Raw genomic sequence first — 16,765 nt, forward strand, 5'->3', positions numbered from 1 at the left:
CCGGCCCGGGCACCACATGGGCGTTTGGGGGACCCGGTTTGGCGGGGGGGGGTGGGCCTACACGTTGCCGGGGGCGGGGGGGGGGGGGGGGGGGCGCGGCGGGCGGGCCCCACGCCCAGCTCCACCAGATCCTGCGGCCGGATGCGCAACTGGTCCGCGGTCGCCGCGGCCTCCTCGGGCGGGCGCTTGAGTATGGCCGCGGCGAGTTCGGGGGCGATCACCGAGAAGTAACTGTCCGGCGTGGCCCAGGTGTTGCCGGGCGCGGCCAGCGCGAGCGCCCCGCCGGAGCCGCCCTCGCCGATGACCAGCGTGGTGATCGGCACCCGGGCGGCGGCCACCGCCGCGAACACCTCGGCGATCGCGGCGCCGGCCCCCTGCCGCTCCGCCTCCGCGTCGTTGGCGGCGCCCGGCGTGTCCACCAGCGTCAGCACCGGTATGCCGAGCCGGTCCGCGAGCCGGATCAGCCGGGCCGCGGCGCGGTACCCGGCGGGCCGGGCCGCCACCCCCGTCTGCGCCGCGTACGCCACGCCGCGGCCGTCCGACTCGCCGAACCCGCACAGCATGCCCTCGGGATCCGTACCGCCCGCGCGGTCGCCGCCGAGAGCGACCCGGTGGGCGAAGTACGCGTCCAGGTAGGCGTGGGCGCGGGGGCGTCCGGGGGCGCGGGCGCGGCCGACCGCCGCCCACCCGGTGGCCGGGAGGCCGGCGCTGCCCAGGGCGCGGGGTACGGGGGCCCGCGGCGCGGGCGTGGTGAGCAGCCGCAGCCAGCGCCCCAGCGTCTCCCGCAACTCCTCGGGCCGTACCACCGCGTCCGCCGAACCCGCCGCCACCTGCGCCTCGGCCGTGTACGCCGACGGATCCGCGTCCGGGGGCCGGACCCGGGACCCCGCGAAGCCCACCTGGGCACCCGGCAGCGCGAGGACCACGTCGGCCCCGGCGCCCAGGGTGGCCCAGCCGCCGCCGGTCGTCGGGTCCCGCAGGACCGCCAGGTGCGGCAGACCGGCCGCCCGGGTGAGCGCGGACTCCCGGGCCACCCGCTGGAGCTGGGCCAGTGCGAGCATGCCCTCCTGCATCCGGCTGCCGCCGGTGGCGATCAGCGTGACGACCGGCAGCCGGTGTGCTCGGGCGTGCCGGTACGCCGACTCCAGGCGGTCACCGGTGCGCTCGCCCAGGGAGCCGCCGAGGAAGCCGAACTCGAACGCGATCAGTACGGCCCGGGTGCCCCCGACGCCCGCCGTGCCGCAGACGACGGACTCGTCCTCGCCGGTGCGCTCGGCGGCGCGGGCGCGCGAGGCGTCGTAGCCGGGCCAGCCGAGCGGTCCGTCGACCGGTGCGTGCCGGGTGCCGTGGGGCAGCTCACGGAAGGTGCCCTCGTCCGTGACCAGGGTCAGGACCTCCCGTGCCGACGGCCGCTCAGACATCGGCCGACAGCGCCCGCTTCATGATCTTGCCCATGTCGTTGCGGGGCAGCGCGTCGAGGTAGCGGACCACGCGCGGCCGTTTGTGCGGGGCCAGCCGGGCGGCCACGTGATCGGCCAACTCCTCGGCGGCGGGCGGTGTCTGCGGCTGAGCCGGGACGATCCAGGCCACGATCCGCTCGCCCAGGTCCGCGTCCGGTTCCCCGGTGACCGCCGCCTCCCGCACCCCCGGGTGCTCCAGCAGCGCGTTCTCGATCTCGCCCGCCCCGATCTTGTAACCCCCGCTCTTGATCAGGTCGGTGGCCTTGCGCCCCACGATCCGGACGTAGCCGTCCGGCTCCCGCACCGCCATGTCGCCGGTGCGGAACCAGCCGTCGGCGGTGAAGGCGGCGGCCGTCGCGTCGGGCCGGTTCAGGTACTCGGTGAACAGGTTCGGGCCGCGCACCTGGATCTCGCCGACGGTCTCCCCGTCGTACGCGGCGAGGACGGTGCCGTCCTCCTCCGCCAGCCGCAGCTCCACGCCCGGCAGCGGCACCCCGACCGTGCCCGCGCGGGCCTCCCCGTCGGCCCGCACGCTGGTGTTCATCAGGGTCTCGGTCATCCCGTACCGCTCGACCACCCGGCGTCCGGTCGCGGCCGCGATCCGCTCGTGGTCATGCACCGGCAGCGCGGCCGAGCCGGAGACCAGCAGCCGGGCGCGGCCCAGCGCCTTGGCGAGGCCGGGATCCTCGGGCAGGGCCTCGGCGATGCGGTGGTACATGGTCGGCACGCCGAACAGCATGGTCGCGCCGTCGTTCAGCTCCCGGGCCACGCCCTCGGTGCTGAACCGCCCCAGGTGCCGTACCGAGCCGCCGCGGCGCAGCGGGCCGAGGACGCCCAGCACGAGCCCGTGCACATGGAACAGGGGCAGCCCGTGCACCAGCACGTCGTCCGCGGTCCACTGCCAGGCGTCGGCCAGCGCGTCCAGGGTGGTGGCGAGCGCGCGGCGGGGCAGCACCGCGCCCTTGGGCGGGCCGGTGGTGCCGGAGGTGTAGACGATCAGTGCGGGGTCCTCCGCCGCGGCGCGGTCCTCGGGGGCGTCGCCGCCGCCGTGCGCGTCCACGTCGATCCGGGTCAGGCCGTCCAGGGGCGCCGGGAGCCGGGCGCCGGGCGCGGCCAGCACCAGGGAGGGGGAGCTGTCGGAGAGGATGTGGGCGAGTTCCCGCTCCCCGGACTTCGGGTTCAGCGGTACGGCGGCCACCCCGGCGAGCAGGGCGCCCGCCGCCGCGACGGCCGTCTCCAGCTCCGGGGTCGCCCACACGGCCACCCGGCCCGCGCCGCGCACCTGGGCGGCCACGGCGCCCGCGGCGGCCCCCAACTCGGCGTACGTCAGCGATCGCGCGCCGAACCGCAGGGCGACCCGCTCGCCCGGAGCGTCCGCCAGGGCCGGAAAGAGGGAGGACACGAGACGCACTCCTTAGCCGTCGGGGAGCACCGGCACGGCGCTCCGGACCCACCTGTTCTCCCGACGGTAGAGGATCAGGGCGGCGGCGGTGGGGCGACGGCGCGGGATTCGGTCGGATCGGCGGGTGCGGAGGGACGGGGCCCGGCAGGCGGCGGGCGGCAGGCGGCAGACGGCGGGCGGCAGGCGGCCCAGACGGCGGGCCGGCCCGTTCGGCGCGGAGCCCGCTCGTCAGGCCCGCCGCTTGTCGGGCCCGCTGCTCGTCAGGCCCGCCGCTCGTCAGGCGCGCCGGCCCGGCGCGGGATCAGGCCGCCGTCCCCACCTCTGCCACGTCGGCGACGACGCAGCTGACGTTGTCCGGGCCGCCCGTGGCGTTCGCCTCGGTGATCAGGGCGTGGACCGCCGCGTCCGGGGCGGGCGCCGCGGCCAGCAGGTGCGCGATCCGGTCGTCCGGTACGACCCCGGTCAGGCCGTCGGAGCACAGCAGGTACCGGTCCCCGGGCAGCGCGTCGTGCAGCTTCAGGTCCGGGTCCGCACTCGGCTCACCACCGCCGAGCGCCTTCAGGAGCAGGGCACGCTGCGGGTGGGCGGTGGCCTCCTCGGGGGTCAGCCGGCCCTCGTCGATCATCGACTGGACCACGGTGTGGTCGTGGGTGATCCGGAACAGGCCGCCGTCGCGCAGCAGATAGGCGCGCGTGTCCCCGATGTGCACCAGGGCCAGCCGCGAGCCCGTCAGCAGCAGCGCGGTCAGCGTGGTACCGGCCTCCGGCGCCTCGGCGGCCACGTCCTCGACGGCCCGGCGCGCGCCGTCGACGGCGTCCTCCAGCAGGTTCAGGACGCTGCCCGCGGGCAGCTCCGTGCTCTCCAGGAACTTCAGCGCCTCCACGGCGGCGCTGCTCGCGCGGGCACCGGCGGGCCCGCACCCGTCGGCCACGGCGAGCAGCCGGGCGCCCGCGTACGCCGTGTCCTGGTTGGCCGGTCGCACCCGTCCGATGTCGGAATGGGCGGAATAACGCAGTTCCAGCATGATGGTGTCCTTCCTCGACGCTGCGGTCAGGTGGTCGACGAGGAACGCGGCGAGGTCCCGCCGTACGGCTGTCTCCGCCTCCACCCGCGCCCAGTGGGCGCGGATCTCCCGGGCGGCTTCGGCCGGTGCCAGCGCGCAGACCTCGCGGATGCCGGCGAGCGGCATGCCCAGGCGGCGCAGCCACGCCACCAGCCGTGCCTGTTCCAACTGCCCGACGGCGTAGTACCGGTAGCCGGTGTGCGGATCGACCCGCGCGGGGCGCAGCAGCGCCAGTTCGTCGTACAGGCGCAGCGCCTTCGGCGAGAGCCGGCCGGCCTTCGCGAAGGCACCGATCGTCAGCATCTCCATGCCCCACCCTCCGGGTACGTGCTCCTCGTCGTCCCGCCATCGATGCTGCGGCTTCACCGAGGGGGAAGGTCAAACCCGTTGCCGTGGTTGCGGTTGCGGCGGTTAGCCTGCCGTTCGTCAACAGCCCGTACGCCGAGGGAGCCCGCCGTGCCCCGCATCGCACTCGTCACCTACGACCCCGGGACCGAGCCGAACCGGGACCGCGACCTGCCGGTCCTGATACGGGCGCTGACGGACGCCGGGGCCGAGGCCGCCGCCGTGCACTGGGACGACCCCGGTGTCGACTGGAGCGGCTTCGACCTCGCCGTCATCCGCTCCACCTGGGACTACAGCTGGCGGGCCGCGGAGTTCGTGGCGTGGGCGGAGCGGACCGGGGAGGCGACCCGGCTGGCCAATCCGGCCGCCGTCGTGCGCTGGAACAGCGACAAGCGGTATCTGGGGGACCTCGCGGCGGCCGGGGTGCCCGTCGTGCCGACCCGCTACCTCGCGCCCGGGGATCCCGTCGTCCTCCCCGACGACCACGAGTTCGTCGTGAAGCCGACCTTCGGCGCGGGCGCCCGGTACGCCGCCCGCTACGCGCCCGGCGACCGTGCGACGGCCCTGCGGCAGCTGGCCCGGATGCACGAGGAGGGGCTGACCGCGATCGTGCAGCCCTACGTCCGCGGCATCGACGTCGGCGGCGAGCGCGCCCTTCAGTTCTTCGGCGGCCGGCCGCTGCACGCCAGCCGCAAGCGGGCCGTCCTGTCGCCCGGCACGGCGTACGACGCGCAGAAGGTGGCCCATCCCGACCTGGAGCCGTGGACGCCGACACCGGCCGAACTCGCCGTCGCCGGGCGCGCGCTGGCCGCCGTGCCGGACACGCCGGAGCTGCTGTACGCGCGCGTGGACCTCGTCGACGGCGACGACGGCGAACCCCGAGTGATGGAACTGGAACTGGTCGAACCGAACCTCTTCCTCTTCCTGCACCCGGCATCGCTGCCGACGGTGGCGACGGCGATGGTCGCGGCGGCGACCCGCTGAGCACCGCCGACGCCACGGCTGACGCGCCCCGAGAGGCGCGCGGGGAACTGCGCGCCCAGCCACGATGCACGCGCACTCGGCCTACGTCCGTGTCGGGGCTGCCCCTGGCTGAGCACCGCCGACGCCGCGGGTGACGCGCCCCGAGAGGGGCGCGGGGAACTGCGCGCCCAGCCACAACGCACCTGCACCCGACCTACGCCCCGTCACGTCCCCCAAGACGGCAGTCCCCGTCACGCCCCCACGACGGCAGTCCTCTGCAACAACCCCCACGTGAACTCGGCGACGACCTCGTGCCGAACGCCGCTCGCGTCGGGGGCCGCGAAGGCGAGGCCCCAGCGGGTCGGCGCCGTGCCCTCCAGGGGGCGGACCGGGGCGAAGGCGCGGGCCGCCTCGTCCACCGTGCACGACCAGGGGGTGAGGTCGTCGAGGACGGCGAGGCGCGGCGCGGCGGCGCCCGGCGCGCGGACCAGCCACTCGTTCCAGACCGCTCCGGTGGCCGCGACCAGCACCTCGAAGCGCAGGTCGGGCCAGAGCGGGACCGGCCACCGCCACACCGCGCACTCCAGGTCGCCGATGGTCCGCTTGCCCTCCGACTCCGGCGCGCCGAGCACCGAGCGGTACCGGCCGGCCGCCGGGCGCGGCCTTGGGGAGCGGAGCATCGCCTGCCACCGCTTGTTGGCCTCCCGCATGTCCGCGATCGACACGCCCAGCTCGTGCCGTGCGTCCTCGACCAGACCGGGGTTGTGGTCGGCCATCCGGCGCAACAGCACCAGTTGGAAGTCGAGCGGGGTGAAGGGGGCGGTGGGACGCTTGGCGGAGGACGGCATGGGCACCATCGTCGCTCACCGGCCGGGTACACACCCGTTGCCGGGGCAACTCCCCATGACTAGCCTTTGTTCGTCATGTCGATCGCCTGTTGAAATCTCGAACGGACGCGGGCGCTGATCAAGGGAGGGGGCCGGAGGATGGGACGCCTCGTACCCGCCGTGACCCGGGCTCTCGACATACTGGAGCTGTTCCTCGACGGGGACGGGACGCTCTCCGCCCCCGACATCGTGCGCAGGCTCCGCCTGCCGCGCACCACCGTGCACGAGCTGGTCACCACGCTCGCCGCCCGCCAGTACATCGTGCCCGTACCCGGACAGCCCGGACAGTACCGGCTCGGGGTGCGTCCCTACCAGCTCGGCAGCCACTACGCCGAGCGGCTCGACCTCGCCGCCGAGGGCCAGCAGGTCGCCCGCGCGGTCGCCGAGACCTGCGACGAGACCGTGCACGTGGCGATCCTCGACGGCACGGACGTCATCTACATCGCCAAGGTCGACTCCACGCACGCGGTGCGCATGGTGTCCGCGGCCGGCCGCAGACTGCCCGCCCACTGCACCTCGGTCGGCAAGATGCTGCTGGCCTCGCTGCCCGAGCCGGAGCTGGCCGCGCGCATTCCGGACGGGGCCGGACTGGCCGCCATGACCCCCGACAGCATCACGGATCCCGGCGTGCTGCGCGAGGCACTGGCGGCGATCCGGGAACGCGGCGTCGCGGTGGAGAACCGCGAGTCCAACCCGGACGTCAGCTGTGTCGCGGCCCCGGTCCGCGACCGCACCGGCCAGGTGGTCGCCGCACTGTCCATCTCCGTACCCATGATCCGCTGGAGCGACGAGCGGCTGGCCGAACTGGCGCAACTGGCCGCCAAGGGTGCGGTCGAACTGTCGGAGCGCCTGGGCCACCGGAGGGCGGCATGACGGAGTACGAGGTGGCGGTGCGGGCCGAGGCGACCCTCGGCGAGGGACCGACGTGGGACGCGGCGACGGGCCGTCTGATCTGGATCGACATCCTCGGCATGCGGGTCCACGGCTACGATCCCGCCTCCGGCCGCCGCACGGTCCGCACGACCGAGCAGCACGTCGGCGCCGTGAAGCCGCGCGCCGGCGGCGGCCTGGTGCTGAACCTCCGGGACGGGATCGGCCTGCTGGACCCGGACGGCGCCTTCCACTGGCTGCACCACGAGCCGGTGCCCGGCCGCCGCGGGAACGACGCCGCCGTGGCGCCCGACGGCGCGCTGTGGGCGGGCACGATGCGCTACGACGGGGCGGCGGGCGGCGGCACGCTGTCCCGGGTCACCGGCGCCGGCGCGGTCCGCACGGTCCTGCCGTCCGTCGCGGTGAGCAACGGCACGGGCTGGAGCCCCGACGGGCGCCTGATGTACTACGTCGACACCCCCACCCGGCGGATCGACGTCTTCGACTTCGACGGTGAACAGGCCACGGACCGGCGCCCGTTGGCCGAGGTCGAGGAGGGCGCCGGATTCCCCGACGGGCTGGCCGTCGACGCCGACGGCTGTGTGTGGGTGGCCCTGTGGGACGGCGCGGCGGTACGCCGCTACACGCCCGACGGCGCGCTGGACCGCGTCCTTCCCCTGCCCACGGCCCGCCCGACGGCCTGTGCCTTCGGCGGCGCGGACCTGACCGACCTGTACGTCACGACGGCCCGCACCGAACTGGAGCGACCGCACCCGCTGTCCGGGTCGCTGCTGGTGTTCCCGGCCGTGGGCCGGGGCCTTCCGCAGCCGGCGTTCGCGGGGTAAGCAGGGCCGGTGACCCCGGTGACCCCGGTGACCCCGGTAGCCTCAGCGGCCCGGTGAGGCCACCGGAGTCACCGGCACCCCTCCGGCCGCGCGGCCGAGCAGCGCCAGCCGTACCTCGCCCGGTCCCGAGTCCGTGGTGCCGTCGGACAGGACGGCCAGGGCCAGGGTGTTGCGGCCGCGCGTGTTCAGGATGCCGCCCGGCAGCACGAACGTGTGCTGCGGGCCGACGTCGTTGATGTACTGGCCCAGGTTCCAGCCGTTCAGGAAGATCTGTACGCGGTAGGCGCGGGCCGGGTCGTCCTCCAGGACCAGCCCGACCGAGGCGTCCAGGTCGCCGGGGACCGACAGCCGGAACGTCGTCCGGTACCAGGTCACGCCCTGCTCCCGGCCGGTGCGCGGCAGGCCCGCCCGCCGCCAGCCGCCGTCCGCGAACCCGGGCAGGTGCCAGCCCTCCCGCTCCCCGTACAGCCCGCCGTGGTTCATCGGCCCGCGCACCGCATCCGGCGCGAGCGCGCCCTGGACGCGCCACCGCACCGTGGGCGCGGCCCCCTCGAAGGCGGCCCCGGTCAGCCCGCGGGCCGCCTTGTGGGTGTCCTCGGCCCGGCCGTCCATGTCGTGCTGCATGCGCCGCACCAGCACGGACAGCACATGCCCGCCGGGCGCCGCCAGCTTCTCGCGCAGCCGCTCGGCCCGCTTTGCGGGCAGTGCGGACAGGTCGAGCACCGCCGTGTCCGTCCAGGTCCCCTTGCGGGCCGTGCCGGCGTCCGGCACCGGCATCCGGTGCACGCCCAGCGGCTCACCGTCCAGCCAGGCCATGAGCATGCCCTGGGTGCCGGTGCTGTAGGAGAGGGACACGGACTCCAGTCCGTCCGCGCCGTCGAAGTGCCCCCGGTACCAGACGTCGCCGTAGTGGAAGCCGTAGTCGTCCGCGAACAGCACCGGCTGCCCGGCCGGCACCGGCGTCGTGCTGTGGGAGGACCGCTTGTCGGCCACCTGCCACGTCGAGTCGTCGAATCCCGGCGCTGCCTCGGGGTTCTCCGCCTTCCGCCGCCAGCCGCCCAGCGCGGGCAGCGCGATGTCCGGCACGGCCGGGAGCAGCGCCTCGGCCATCAGGCTGCCGGACCGGGTGACGCGCGTGCGCACCGGCCGGCCGTTCCACGCCACGGTGGCCACCCCGCGCGGCCCCCACACCTCCAGGCCGCTCTCCTCGACCGTGTCGCCGGTCAGCCGCACCGCGGAGCCGTCGAGCGCGACCTCGCGCAGCAACTCGGGGCCGTAGACCAGCACCGTCCCGGACGGGGTGTCGTACGGCCACAGCCGTACGGACGTCGCGTCGTCGGCGAACAGGAGCAGCAGCGGCGTGTCGCTCTCGCCGCCCTCGACCAGCACCCGGGTGAGCCCGCCGACGCCGAGCGGCACGGACACGTGCAGGGCGCCCTGGGTGTACGCCCAGGCGCCGTCCGGGTCCAGCCGGTTGACGACCGGTTCGCTCGGGCAGTCCAGCACGAGGTGCGCCATCTCGCCGCCCCGGCCGGTGAACAGCGCGATGTCCTGCCGCCCGGTGTTCAGCCGGAACATGGGCTGCGCGGTGCTGGACCGCAGGGTCCGGTGGCCCAGGGAGAGCCCGGTGGTCAGCAGCCGGGCGTCGCGGGCCGGGACGGTGACCTCCAGGCCGCCCGCCGCGGTCGGCACGGTCGAGGTGACCTCCTCGGTGCCGTCGTTGCGCACCACGTACACATGGGCCTCGGTGTCCGGGTTGGTGAGGTGGTAGACGTTCAGGCCCTTCGCCGTGACGTCCGCCGCCCGGTCCAGTTTGGCGAAGTCGGGGACCCGCCCGAGGAGATGGCCGAGCTGGTGCATGGGGACGATCTTGCCGGTGACGTTGCGGGCCTCGTCGATGGCCGCCCCGTAGTCGTACGAGGTGTAGACCGCCGGTGCGGGCAGCCAGCCCCAGGAGGTGCCGCCGAAGGCCATGTAGACGTTGTGCAGGGTCAGGCCGTTGGCCAGGTTGGTGAGGTGGAAGCGGCGCTCGTAGGACTCGCCCCGGGTCCGCCGGGACTCGGCGTACCCCTTGCCGCCGAAGGTGACCCCGCCCCACGGGTCGAACCAGCCGCCGCCGAACTCCGGCACGAAACCCGGCGTGTGCGGACTCGCGGAGGCGCCCCCGGTGGGCCCGCCGCTGCCGTAGCGCCCCCAGTCCGGCGGGGTACTGTCCGGCGCCGGGTACCCGTCGAAGCCGTACAGCCAGCGGCCCCGCTCACCGCCGGTGTCGAACGAACCGGGGACCCAGGCGCCGGCGCGGCCCTTGTCGTTGTGGAAGAGGGGTACGTCGATGCCGTCCGCCCGCACCTTCCGGTACAGGTGGGACATGTAGGCGCGGCCGGCCGGCTCGCCCACGTGGGCGTCGTACTCGTTCTCGATCTGGTACAGCAGGATCGTGCCGCCGCCGTCCGTGAACTGGTGCCGGCGCGCGATCCGGTTCACGGCCGTGAACCACGCGTCGACGTGCGACAGGTAGACCGGATCGTCGGTGCGCGCCACGCCCTCGGTGACCGTGAGCCAGCCGGGGAAGCCGCCGCCGTCGACCTCCGCGTTGATGTAGGGGCCGGGGCGCAGGATGACGTACAGGCCGGTCTCGGCGGCCGTGCGCAGGAACAGGTCCAGATCGCGGACGCCGCCGAAGTCGTGGTGCCCGGGGGCGGCGGAGTGGTAGTTCCAGGCGACGTAGACGCTGACGGTGTTGAAGCCGTGCGCCCGCATCTTCTCAAGGACGTCGCGCCACAGGGACGGGCTCGGCAGCCGGAACGGGTGCATCTCGCCGGACCACACCACGAGCCGCCTGCCGTCCACGAGCAGGGAGTAGCGGTCGTAGCCGATGGTGTGCCGGCGCCGGTCGGCGCTCGGCGGGGCCGGCGCGGGCCCGGTCGGTACGCTGCGTGCCGCGTACGCCGAAAGCGCCCCCGGGCCACCGCTGCCGCCCAGGGCCAGGCCGAGTGCGGCGGAGCCTGCGAGGGCACCGAAAGTACGTCTGCTGAGTGCCAAGGGGTTCCTCCCGGGCGATCCTACGGGGCGCGGGTCAGGCCATTCTCCATGGCCGTACGCCCCACAATGGATCCATGAGGATCTCGGCACGGGCGGATTACGCGGTACGGGCGGTGCTGGAGTTGGCCGCACGGCAGGGTAACGGCCCGGTGAAGGCAGAGGAAATCGCCTCTGTACAGGACATCCCGCACAAGTTCCTGGAGGGCATCCTCGGCGACCTGCGACGCGCCGGGATCGTGGCCAGCCGGCGTGGCGGGGGCGGTGGATACCGGCTGGCCGGGCCGGCGGCGCAGACCACGGTCGCGGACGTCATCCGGGCCGTGGACGGCCCCATCGTCTCGGTACGGGGCGAACGCCCGTCGAGCCTCACCTACACCGGGACGGCCGAGCCGCTGCTGCCCCTGTGGATCGCCCTGCGCGCGAACGTCCGCAAGATCCTGGAGGGCGTCACCCTGGCCGACCTCGCCGCGGCCGAACTCCCCGGCCCGGTGCGCCAGCTGGCGGCGGACCCGGCGGCCTGGGAGAACCCGTGACCCGGCCGGGTGGTGACGCGGCTCGGTGACGGCCGGCGCGACGACCGCGACCGCTCACGCCCGGCTCACGAACCGGACCTGCGCTTGTTCCACACGTCGAAGCCGACCGCCGCCAGCAGGGCGAGTCCCTTGATGACCTGCTGCCAGTCGGTGCCGACGCTCAGCAGGTTCATACCGTTGTTCAGCACGCCGAGGACCAGACCGCCGATGATCGCGCCGAGTACGGTGCCGACACCGCCGCTCATGGACGCGCCGCCGATGAACGACGAGGCGATGGCCTCCAGCTCGAAGTTCAGGCCCGCCTTCGGCGAGGCCGCGTTCAGCCGGGCGGCGACCACCAGACCCGCCAGCGCCGCGAGCACACCCATGTTCAGGAAGACCTGGAAGGTGACCCTCCTGTCCTTGACCCCGGACAGCTTCGCCGCCGGCAGGTTCCCGCCGATCGCGTAGATGTGGCGGCCGAAGACGGCGTTGCGCATCACGTAGCCGTAGCCGACCACCAGCACCCCGAGGACGATCAGGATGATCGGGGCGCCCTGGTAGCTGGCGAGCAGCAGGGTGACCGCGAGGATCGCCGCGGCGATCGCGACCAGCTTCAGCAGGAAGGCGTTGCGCTCCAGTACGTCCAGCGAGAACTCCTGCTGGCGCCCCCGGTCCCGGACCTCCTGGAAGACCACGAAGGCCAGCAGCGCGAGGCCGAGCAGCAGGGTGAGGTTGTGGTAGTCGGTGTCCGGGCCGACCTCCGGCAGGAAGCCGTTGCCGAGCTTCTGGAGTCCGTCCGGGAACGGCCCGAGGGTCTGGCCCTTCAGGAAGATCTCTGTCAGACCGCGGAACAGCAGCATGCCCGCCAGGGTCACGATGAACGACGGTATGCCGAGATACGCGATCAGGAGGCCCTGCACCGCACCGGCCACCGCGCCCACCAGCAGGCACAGCACCAGGGCGACCGGCCAGGCCACGCCGTGCTGCACCGTGAGCACGGCCGCGAACGCGCCCACGAACGCGGTCAGCGAGCCGACCGACAGGTCGATGTGGCCCGCGATGATCACCAGCATCATGCCGATGGCGAGGATCAGGATGTAGCTGTTCTGCAGCACCAGGTTGGAGACGTTGCGCGGCAGCAGCAGGTCGCCGCCGGTCCACACCTGGAACAGGACCACGATCAGGCCGAGCGCGATCAGCATGCCGTACTGGCGCAGGTTGCGGCGCAGGCCGTTCAGCATCAGCCGGAGCAGGCCGCCCCCGGCGGCGTCCCCGCCCCTGCCGGGCGGTGCCGGGGCCGGGAGCCTGTCGGTCACATCCGTGCTCATGGGGTCACCTCTTCGTCCGGGGTGTCCTTCGTCATCCGGTCTTCGTCCGGGGTGTCCTTCGTCATCCGGTCTTCGTCCGGGGTGTCCTTCGTCATCCGGCGCATCAGCACTTCCTGCGTGGCCTCGGCCCGCGCCACCTCACCGGTGAGCCGCCCGGCGGCCATGGTGTAGATGCGGTCGCACATGCCGAGCAGTTCGGGCAGTTCGGAGGAGATGAGGACGACCGCCTTGCCCTCGGCGGCGAGCCGGTCGACGACCGTGTAGATCTCGTACTTGGCGCCCACGTCGATGCCGCGCGTGGGCTCGTCCAGGATCAGCACGTCCGGGCCCGCGAAGATCCACTTGCTGAGGACGACCTTCTGCTGGTTGCCGCCGGACAGCTTGCCGACCGGTTCGAAGACGGTCGGTGCCTTGATGTTCATGGACGTGCGGAACCCCTCGGCGACCTGCCGCTCCGCGTGCTCGTCGACCACGCCGCGCCGCGCGACCTTGTCCAGCGCCGCCAGCGAGATGTTCCGGTTGATGGTGTCGATGAGGTTGAGGCCGTAGTGCTTGCGGTCCTCGGTGACGTAGGCGATGCCGTGCCGGACCGCCTCGGCGACCGTCCTGGTGCGGATCTCCTCGCCGTCCTTGCGGACCGTGCCGCCCGCGTACCGGCCGTAGGAACGCCCGAAGACGCTCATCGCCAGTTCGGTGCGGCCCGCGCCCATCAGTCCGGCGATGCCGACGATCTCCCCGCGCCGCACGTGGATCGACACGTCGTCGACCACCTTGCGCTGCTGGTCGATCGGGTGGCGCACGGTCCAGTCGCGGATCTCCAGCGCCGGTGCCGCGTCCGGTGCGCCCGAGTACGGGGTGCGGTCGGGGAAGCGGTGGTCGAGGTCGCGGCCGACCATGCCGGAGATGATCCGGTCCTCGGTGGTCTCCGGGGCCTTCACGTCGAGGGTCTCGACGGACCGGCCGTCGCGCAGGATCGTCACCGAGTCGGCGACCCGGCGGATCTCGCCCAGCTTGTGGGAGATGATGATCGAGGTGATGCCCTGGTTCTTCAGCTCCAGGATGAGATCGAGGAGTGTGCCGCTGTCCTCGTCGTTCAGCGCCGCCGTCGGCTCGTCCAGGATGAGCAGCCGCACCTGCTTCGAGAGCGCCTTGGCGATCTCCACGAGCTGCTGCTTGCCCACGCCGATGTCGGAGATCCGGGTCTCGGGGTGGTCGCTCAGGCCGACCCGGCGCAGCACCTCGGTGGCGTGCCGCAGGGTCTCCCGCCAGTCGACGAACCCGCGCGAGGCGTGTTCGTTGCCGAGGAAGATGTTCTCGGCGAGGGACAGGAACGGCACCAGCGCCAGCTCCTGATGGATGATCACGATGCCGCGCCGCTCGCTGGCCCGGATGTCCCTGAAGGCGCACACCTCGCCTTCGAAGAGGATCTCGCCCCCGTAACTGCCGTGCGGATGGACGCCGGAGAGCACCTTCATCAGGGTGGACTTCCCGGCGCCGTTCTCACCGCAGATGGCGTGGACCTCGCCCCGGCGGACGGTCAGCGTGACGTCCGACAGCGCCGTGACACCGGGGAAGGTCTTGACGATCGAGCGCATTTCCAGGACGGGTCCCGCCATGGTCGTGCCCTTTCGGTCCGTGGGTGAACGGCGTGCGGACTACTTGAGCTCGCCCGCCGTGTAGTAGCCGGTGTCGATGAGTTCCTTGCTGTAGTTGGTCTTGTCGACGCTCACCGGCTGAAGCAGGTAGGCGGGCACCACCTTGGTGCCGTTGTCGTACGTCTTGTCGTCGTTGACCTGGGGCTTCTTGCCGTTCAGCACGTCGTCGACCATGGTCGCGGCGACCTTGGCCAGCTCCCGGGTGTCCTTGTAGACGGTCTGCGTCTGCTCGCCCGCGATGATCGACTTCACCGACGCCAGCTCGGCGTCCTGGCCGGTGATGACCGGCAGCGGCTTGCCGGCGGAGCCGTAACCGTCGGACTTCAGCGCGGAGATGACGCCGATGGAGATGCCGTCGTAGGGGGAGAGCACCGCGTCGACCCGGCCGCTCCTGTAGGCGGAGGTGAGGACGTCCTCCATGCGCTTCTGCGCGGTGGTGCCGTCCCAGCGCAGCGTGGTCACCTGGGTGAGTTCGCTCTGGCCGGACCTGACGACGAGCTTCTTGCCGTCGATGTACGGCTGGAGCACGCTCATCGCGCCGTTGAAGAAGTACTTGGTGTTGTTGTCGTCGTTCGACCCGGCGAACAACTCGATGGTGAACGGGCCCTTGCCGTCCTTCAGGCCGAGCTTGTCGACGATGAAGGCGGCCTGGAGCTCGCCGACCTTGGTGTTGTCGAAGGACGCGTAGTAGTCGACGTTCGGTGTGCCGAGGATCAGCCGGTCGTAGGAGATGACCGGGATCTTGGCGTCCGCGGCCTGCTGGAGCACGTTGTTCAGCGACTTGTTGTCGATGGCCGCGATGATCAGGCCCTTGACGCCCTGTGTGATCAGGTTCTCGATCTGCGAGACCTGCTGGTCGGGGTCGTCCTCGCCGTAGACCAGCTTGGTCCGGTAGCCCTTGGCCTTGAGGTTCTTGACGACGTTGGCGCCGTCGGCGATCCAGCGTTCGGAGGACTTGGTGGGCATGGCGATGCCGATGGTGCCGCCCTTGGCGCTGCCCTTGTCCTCCTTGCTGCCGCCCTCGCTGTTCTGCCCGCAGGCGGACAGGGCGAGGGCGAGGGAGGCGGCTCCGGCCAGGGCGGCGAGGGCGCTGCTACGAGTACGCATGGTGATCGTCCCTGTTCTTCTCTTCGGTGAGATGTGTCGAGCGAGGTCGGTGAAGCGCCCCGAAGGGGCACTGTCAGCTGTCATCCAGCGCCGCCTTCGACGGGGAACCGGTGCAAGGACCCCGGCAGCCGGGAGCCGAGCGGTGCCATGCCGCCGTCCGCGCCGTGCCGGGCGAGCAGGTCGAGGGCGAGCCGGCCGCGCCGCACCCGCTCCCGGGCGGTGTCCAGGGTCAGGTCCCGCAGGTGGGCGCCCGCCGGGTAGATGCCGGGGGCCCTGGACAGGCCGAACTTCAGATAGAGCGGTGCGCCGCGCCGGATCAGCTCGGCCACCTCGTACATCCGCACATAGCCGCCGAGGTCGTCGGGCGCCTCGATGTACATGTCCATCGGCGCGGCGGACACCCGGCGGATCTCGGTGAGGTGATCGAGCGTCAGGTCGCTGGGCACGTTGACGGAGTCGGCGCCCAGCCGCTCGAAGACCGCGTACGACGCCGGGTTCACCGGCCCGACCAGCGCGGACACCTTGAGCGTGGTGTCGGCGGGGATGATCCGGGCAGTGCGCGCCCGGTGCAGCGTCCACAACACGCCCTCGTCGGCGACCAGCAGGCACTTGACGCCCAGTTCGGTGGCCCGGACGGCGTCCTCGACACAGCCGGCGACCGCGTCGTGGCCGCGGGCGCGCAACCCCGCGCCGCGCGAGTCGGAACGCACCGAGCCCCCGATGTCCCAGGTGCCGCGCGGGCCGGTGAACAGGCAGAGCTCGATCTCGCGTTCGGCGGTGGCCTCCACCATCTCGGTGATCTCGGCGTCGGTCAGCATCCACGCGCCGCTGCCCTGGCTGATGCGGTGGACCGGTACGTCGAGCCGCGCGGCCTCCTTGAGGACGACCGCCAGCGCCTCGGGACCCTCGCACGAGGGGATCTCGGTGCGCCAGCGACCGCCGCCCGGGAAGCCGTGGGTGGAGGCGTCGGCGGGATCGAGGGCGGGCGCGCCCAGGCCGAGCGCGGCGAGCGCGTGCTCACCGGGCCTGCGGGCCGCCGTGGCGGAAGCATCGGTCACAAGCTGTCCTTAGTGTTCGATATATCGGACGATGTTCGCGGCTCAGGGTGGGGTGCGGGCAGGGCCGGGGGACGGTCGAGGGGAGGGCCGGGGACTGGCTGAGGGGAGGGCCGGGGACGGGCCGGGGGACGGGCCGGGTGTACGGCGGCCTCGGTGTCGTCCGGTCGCGCCGCGACCGGCGGAAGGGCGGGGCGGGGTCCTTCTGGTGGGTCTCCGCGACGCCGA

Annotated in this window: 13 protein-coding genes; 4 read left to right on the top strand and 9 right to left on the bottom strand. The window is 73.2% G+C overall.

Annotated features, from left to right (window positions below; genetic code table 11):
* The 3 genes from ACFC09_RS23625 to ACFC09_RS23635 form a co-directional block, all read right to left on the bottom strand.
* The coding region (locus ACFC09_RS23625; protein ID WP_376531595.1) for a carboxyl transferase domain-containing protein at window positions 1-1,421 on the bottom strand (1,421 nt) is incomplete at its 3' end.
* The gene (locus ACFC09_RS23630; RefSeq protein ID WP_376531597.1) at window positions 1,414-2,862 is read right to left on the bottom strand and encodes an acyl-CoA synthetase; all 1,449 of its coding nucleotides are present in this window, start codon (window positions 2,860-2,862) and stop codon (window positions 1,414-1,416) included. The genes ACFC09_RS23630 and ACFC09_RS23625, both read right to left, overlap by 8 nt.
* A gap of 301 nt (window positions 2,863-3,163) precedes the next feature.
* Window positions 3,164-4,234: a MerR family transcriptional regulator gene (locus tag ACFC09_RS23635; RefSeq protein ID WP_376531599.1), complete on the bottom strand. Its 1,071-nt coding sequence runs from the start codon at window positions 4,232-4,234 to the stop codon at window positions 3,164-3,166.
* Window positions 4,235-4,381: 147 nt separating this feature from the next.
* On the opposite strand from ACFC09_RS23635, the gene ACFC09_RS23640 reads away from it, so the two are divergent.
* A complete protein-coding gene (locus ACFC09_RS23640) occupies window positions 4,382-5,254 on the top strand; it encodes a RimK family alpha-L-glutamate ligase (protein WP_376531601.1) in 873 nt (290 codons plus the stop codon).
* A gap of 230 nt (window positions 5,255-5,484) precedes the next feature.
* On the opposite strand, the gene ACFC09_RS23645 is transcribed toward ACFC09_RS23640, so the two are convergent.
* Window positions 5,485-6,090 carry a hypothetical protein gene (locus ACFC09_RS23645; protein ID WP_376531603.1) on the bottom strand — a complete coding sequence of 202 codons (606 nt, stop codon included), beginning with the start codon at window positions 6,088-6,090 and terminating at the stop codon, window positions 5,485-5,487.
* A 129-nt stretch (window positions 6,091-6,219) separates the two neighbouring features.
* Between ACFC09_RS23645 and ACFC09_RS23650 the strand changes: the two genes are divergently transcribed.
* Together ACFC09_RS23650 and ACFC09_RS23655 are read left to right on the top strand one after the other, a co-directional pair.
* On the top strand, window positions 6,220-6,993 hold the full coding sequence (locus ACFC09_RS23650; protein ID WP_376531605.1) for an IclR family transcriptional regulator: 774 nt from the start codon (window positions 6,220-6,222) through the stop codon (window positions 6,991-6,993).
* Complete coding sequence (locus tag ACFC09_RS23655) at window positions 6,990-7,835, top strand: SMP-30/gluconolactonase/LRE family protein (RefSeq protein WP_376531607.1); 846 nt, start codon at window positions 6,990-6,992, stop codon at window positions 7,833-7,835. Before ACFC09_RS23650 ends, ACFC09_RS23655 begins: the two co-directional genes overlap by 4 nt.
* 42 nt (window positions 7,836-7,877) lie before the next feature.
* Here the strand turns inward: ACFC09_RS23655 and ACFC09_RS23660 are convergent, their stop codons facing one another.
* Complete coding sequence (locus tag ACFC09_RS23660; RefSeq protein ID WP_376531609.1) at window positions 7,878-10,877, bottom strand: beta-galactosidase; 3,000 nt, start codon at window positions 10,875-10,877, stop codon at window positions 7,878-7,880.
* A gap of 74 nt (window positions 10,878-10,951) precedes the next feature.
* Here ACFC09_RS23660 and ACFC09_RS23665 point away from each other — a divergent pair, with 74 nt between their 5' ends.
* Window positions 10,952-11,410 carry an RrF2 family transcriptional regulator gene (locus ACFC09_RS23665; protein ID WP_376531611.1) on the top strand — a complete coding sequence of 153 codons (459 nt, stop codon included), beginning with the start codon at window positions 10,952-10,954 and terminating at the stop codon, window positions 11,408-11,410.
* A 65-nt stretch (window positions 11,411-11,475) separates the two neighbouring features.
* Here ACFC09_RS23665 and mmsB read toward each other — a convergent pair whose 3' ends face one another.
* From mmsB to ACFC09_RS23685, 4 genes are all read right to left on the bottom strand, one after another.
* Window positions 11,476-12,720 (bottom strand): multiple monosaccharide ABC transporter permease, encoded by a 1,245-nt coding sequence (gene mmsB, locus ACFC09_RS23670; RefSeq protein ID WP_376531613.1) that lies wholly within the window; start codon window positions 12,718-12,720, stop codon window positions 11,476-11,478.
* Window positions 12,717-14,336 carry a multiple monosaccharide ABC transporter ATP-binding protein gene (mmsA, locus tag ACFC09_RS23675; protein WP_376531615.1) on the bottom strand — a complete coding sequence of 540 codons (1,620 nt, stop codon included), beginning with the start codon at window positions 14,334-14,336 and terminating at the stop codon, window positions 12,717-12,719. The genes mmsB and mmsA overlap by 4 nt, the downstream gene beginning before the upstream one ends.
* A gap of 39 nt (window positions 14,337-14,375) precedes the next feature.
* Window positions 14,376-15,482, bottom strand: a complete 1,107-nt coding sequence (chvE, locus tag ACFC09_RS23680) for a multiple monosaccharide ABC transporter substrate-binding protein (protein WP_376531617.1) — start codon at window positions 15,480-15,482, stop codon at window positions 14,376-14,378.
* An 80-nt stretch (window positions 15,483-15,562) separates the two neighbouring features.
* Entirely contained in the window at window positions 15,563-16,540 is a 978-nt protein-coding gene (locus tag ACFC09_RS23685; protein ID WP_376531619.1) for a hypothetical protein, read from the bottom strand.
* Window positions 16,541-16,765: the final 225 nt, after the last annotated feature.

It is taken from the genome of Streptomyces sp. NPDC056161, assembly GCF_042268025.1.
In the GTDB taxonomy this organism is placed as follows: Bacteria; Actinomycetota; Actinomycetes; order Streptomycetales; family Streptomycetaceae; genus Streptomyces.